5 protein-coding genes are annotated in these 3,476 nt (G+C 67.3%); 1 reads left to right on the top strand and 4 read right to left on the bottom strand.

What is annotated here, in order from left to right:
* A partial coding sequence (locus tag WBF82_RS00040) for a cytochrome P450 (RefSeq protein ID WP_424381073.1) occupies nucleotides 1-438 on the top strand: 438 nt, incomplete at its 5' end.
* Nucleotides 439-445: 7 nt separating this feature from the next.
* Here the strand turns inward: WBF82_RS00040 and WBF82_RS00035 are convergent.
* The 4 genes from WBF82_RS00035 to WBF82_RS00020 are packed head-to-tail and all read right to left on the bottom strand — an operon-like array spanning nucleotide 446 to nucleotide 3,309.
* On the bottom strand, nucleotides 446-1,090 hold the full coding sequence (locus tag WBF82_RS00035) for a TrmH family RNA methyltransferase (protein ID WP_424381072.1): 645 nt from the start codon (nucleotides 1,088-1,090) through the stop codon (nucleotides 446-448).
* On the bottom strand, nucleotides 1,087-1,986 hold the full coding sequence (locus WBF82_RS00030) for a hypothetical protein (protein ID WP_424381071.1): 900 nt from the start codon (nucleotides 1,984-1,986) through the stop codon (nucleotides 1,087-1,089). Before WBF82_RS00030 ends, WBF82_RS00035 begins: the two co-directional genes overlap by 4 nt.
* A gap of 5 nt (nucleotides 1,987-1,991) precedes the next feature.
* Entirely contained in the window at nucleotides 1,992-2,531 is a 540-nt protein-coding gene (gene pyrE / locus WBF82_RS00025) for an orotate phosphoribosyltransferase (RefSeq protein WP_424381074.1), read from the bottom strand.
* A gap of 1 nt (nucleotide 2,532) precedes the next feature.
* Nucleotides 2,533-3,309, bottom strand: coding sequence for an SDR family NAD(P)-dependent oxidoreductase (locus WBF82_RS00020; protein WP_424381070.1), 777 nt, complete (start codon nucleotides 3,307-3,309; stop codon nucleotides 2,533-2,535).
* Nucleotides 3,310-3,476 lie beyond the last annotated feature (167 nt).

The raw sequence follows: 3,476 nt of genomic DNA, 5'->3' as shown, positions 1-3,476 counted from the left end.
CCCGACCAGTGGACGCTGCTGGCTGATCACCCAGAGTTGGCCGCCAATGCGGTCGAGGAAACCATGCGACACTCTCCAATCGCCTGGGGCACCCTGCGCATCGCCCTCGAGGATGTCGAACTTGCCGGGGTCATCATTCCGGCCGGCACACTGGTCGTCGCCAACACCGCCTCGGCCAACCGGGATCCCGCCGTCTACGACAACCCCGACCAACTCGACATCACCCGCGAGGGCGCCCCCGCGATACAGACTTTCGGCGCCGGCATGCATTACTGCCTCGGCGCTAACCTCGCGCGGCTCGAACTCGCCGAAGCCCTGACGGTCATGACTCGGCATATGCCAAACCCCCGGCGAACCGGACCGGCCCCATGGAAACCGCTGACCGCGCTAACCGGACCAACCACTCTGCCAATCGAATTCGAACCGGCGGGGCGGTGAAGGAGCGCTACCAAGCCTGCGCGATGTCGCCGTGTTGGCTGATCCAGCTATGCATGGCGATGCCTGCCGCGACGGAGACATTGATGCTGCGCGTCGACCCGAAATGGGCGATCGAGACGGTCAGGGCCGCACCCGCCCGGGCGTCGTCGCTGATGCCGGGGCCTTCCTGACCGAACAGCAGCAGACAATTGCGCGGCAGCGTCGTCTGCTCGAGTCGCCTTGCGCCGGGCAGATTGTCGACAGCGACCACCGTCAGGTCCGCTTCCGCTGCGAAGCGCAGCAGGTCGGCGATGTGGTCGTGATGGCGTAGCCGTTGGTAGCGGTCGGTAACCATGGCACCCCGGCGATTCCACCGACGGCGCCCCACAATGTGGACCGTGTCGACGGCGAACGCGTTGGCGGTGCGCACTACCCCACCGATGTTGGCGTCGTGGCCGAAGTTCTCGATCGCCACATGCAACGGGTGTCGCCGCTTGTCGATGTCGGCGACGATCGCCTCACGCGTCCAGTACCGATAGGCGTCGACGACGTTGCGGGTGTCGCCATCACGCAGCAGCGCAGGGTCGTACCGGGGGTCGTCAGGCAGGGGGCCGGTCCACGGCCCGACTCCGCTTGCCGCAGTAGCCCATTCGGTTGGCCCCGGCTCGTTCATCTGAGGGTCCAGACCGCGGCGTGAGTACCTACCACCGCGATTGTCGCGTAGAGCAGCGCCTCGTTGATGTCGCCCTGGGTGCACAGTGAAGCGCTGACGTGCACGGCGTTCAGCGATGCTTCCGGAAGGATCAGCACCGATGACCCGTAAGCCGAACAGGCCGGGCTCAGGCCGGGCGCGGGCAGGGTCGGGGCGGCGAGCAACATCATCGGGCCGCCGCGAGCCGCGGAGTCGTCGTGGTACTTCGCCGCGATGGTGTCGGCCTGCAACCCGAGCAGCATGTACCCCTGGCCGTTGAAGGCAGCCGGATCGCCGAGCGACGCCTGGGTCAGCTGGGTGCCGTCGGCCCGCCAGGCGGCGACGCTGGTGGTCTTGACCACCAAACCGGTGTCGCTCTCTTTCGTCGGCAGCACCCCGACCGGAAACGCCGCCGGGTACGCCGCTGCGGTGTCGGCGATCCGGTCGCGGGGCGAATAGAGGTACACCCCGCGCACTGCGCTGCGGTCCGCCAGCGGGCCCAGACACACCGTGCCGGTCAATCGTTTGCCGCCGGGAGATGAAAGAGATTGGAGTACAGAGCTTTTCGGGTTTCTCACGGTGCTACAGCTGCCAATGCCGGTGGTCTCGATGGGGTGCGCCACCGCACCGTAGAGGCCGAACCGGATGTCGCGGGCATCGGCGTGGGGCTTAGCGGGGTCGGTCGGCGCCGCATCGACATCGACAAGCACGTAGTCGTCTTGCCAGCGCAGGTTGGACATCGACGTGTTCCAGCCCAGCACCGCCAATGATTCGCCGAGCCGGGCGGTCAACGCGCCATAGACCTGTTGGTGTGCAGCCGAATTCGAACACGCGCAGGCCAGCGCCAGCGTCACCACCATCGCGATGAATGTACGCACGATCGCTAATGCAGCCCGAGATCCGCCAGCCCCAGCACGCTGCGGTACGGCAAGCCCTCGGCTTCGATGGCTTCGGCGGCACCGGTAGCGCGGTCAACCACGGTCGCCACGCCAACCACCTGTCCGCCGGCGTCTTGCACGGCGCGCACCGCGGTCATCGCCGAGGCGCCGGTGGTGCTGGTGTCCTCCACCACCAGGACCCTTCGTCCGGAGATGTCGGGACCTTCGATAAGACGTTGCATGCCATGGGCTTTCACTGACTTTCTCACCACAAAGGCGTCGATCACGCGACCGGGTGCGTGCATGACAGCGGTGGCGACTGGATCAGCGCCCAGGGTCAGGCCGCCGACGGCCGCGTAATCCCAGTCGTCGGTGAGTTCGCGGATCAGCCGGCCGATCAGCGGCGCCGCGCGGTGGTGCAAGGTGGCGCGGCGCAGGTCGACGTAGTAGTCGGCTTCTTTGCCCGACGACAACGTGACGCGACCGTGTACCACCGCCAATTGGCGCACCAGCTCGGCCAACTCGTCACGGTCGGTCGCGGTCAGGTCAGGTTCGGCCACGGCCCCGGCCGAACGTTCTGGTGGCGGCGCGCGCCAGGTTTCGCGGCACCATCCGGCTGGCGGTGGTGATCGTCTTGTACTGCATGCCTGGGATGATGACCACCTTGCCCCGGCCGATATCGGCCAGGCTTTCCCGGACCACATCGTCGACCTCGAGCCACATGAACGACGGCAGCGAGGCCATGTCGATGCCGGCCCGTTCGTGAAATGCGGTGTGCACGTAGCCCGGACACACCACATGGATGCCAACACCTGTGCCGCGCAACCCCCCGGCCAGGCCTTCGGTGAACGACACCACCCACGCCTTGGACGCCGAATAAGTCGAGCCCCGCCCGGACAGCAACCCGGCGACGCTGGCGATGTTGACGACTGTGCCGGTGCCGGCTTCGATCATCGCGGGCAGCGCGGCTCGGGTCAGCTGCATCACCGCAGTGACATTGACGTCCAACTGGGACTGCAGCAGAGCGGGATCGGCGGTCCAGAATTCACCGGACGTGCCGAATCCGGCGTTGTTCACCAGCACATCCACGCCGGCGGCCAACCGCTCTGCGACCTTGCCGCGGTCGGCCGACTCGGCGAGGTCGGCCGGCAGCACTTCGACGGCGCGCCCGGCCTCGTCGCGCAATTCGGCGGCCAATTCGGTGAGCCGGTCAGCATCGCGAGAAACCAACACCAAGTCGTAGCCGTCGGCTGCATAGCGGCGTGCGTAGCCCGCGCCGATCCCCGATGTCGGGCCGGTGATCAGGGCGACGCGGCGCTGCATGACCGACAGCGTAGCGAAGGTATCAGCGCTGGTAGTGGCTGGCCTGGTAGCCGTTGCGGCCAGGAGGCTGACGCCGCGCTGGTGCGCCGGGCTCGGTCGGTGCGCGGCGGATTGACTCCTGCTGCGCAGGGATCGACGTTCCTGTGCCGCCGCGAGCCGCCTCGGAG

Origin of the sequence: Mycobacterium sp., assembly GCF_049673265.1 — a bacterium.
Lineage (GTDB): Bacteria > Actinomycetota > Actinomycetes > Mycobacteriales > Mycobacteriaceae > Mycobacterium.
The sequence above is the reverse complement of the archived record's forward strand: the minus strand, read 5'-3'. Positions and strand labels throughout refer to the sequence as shown.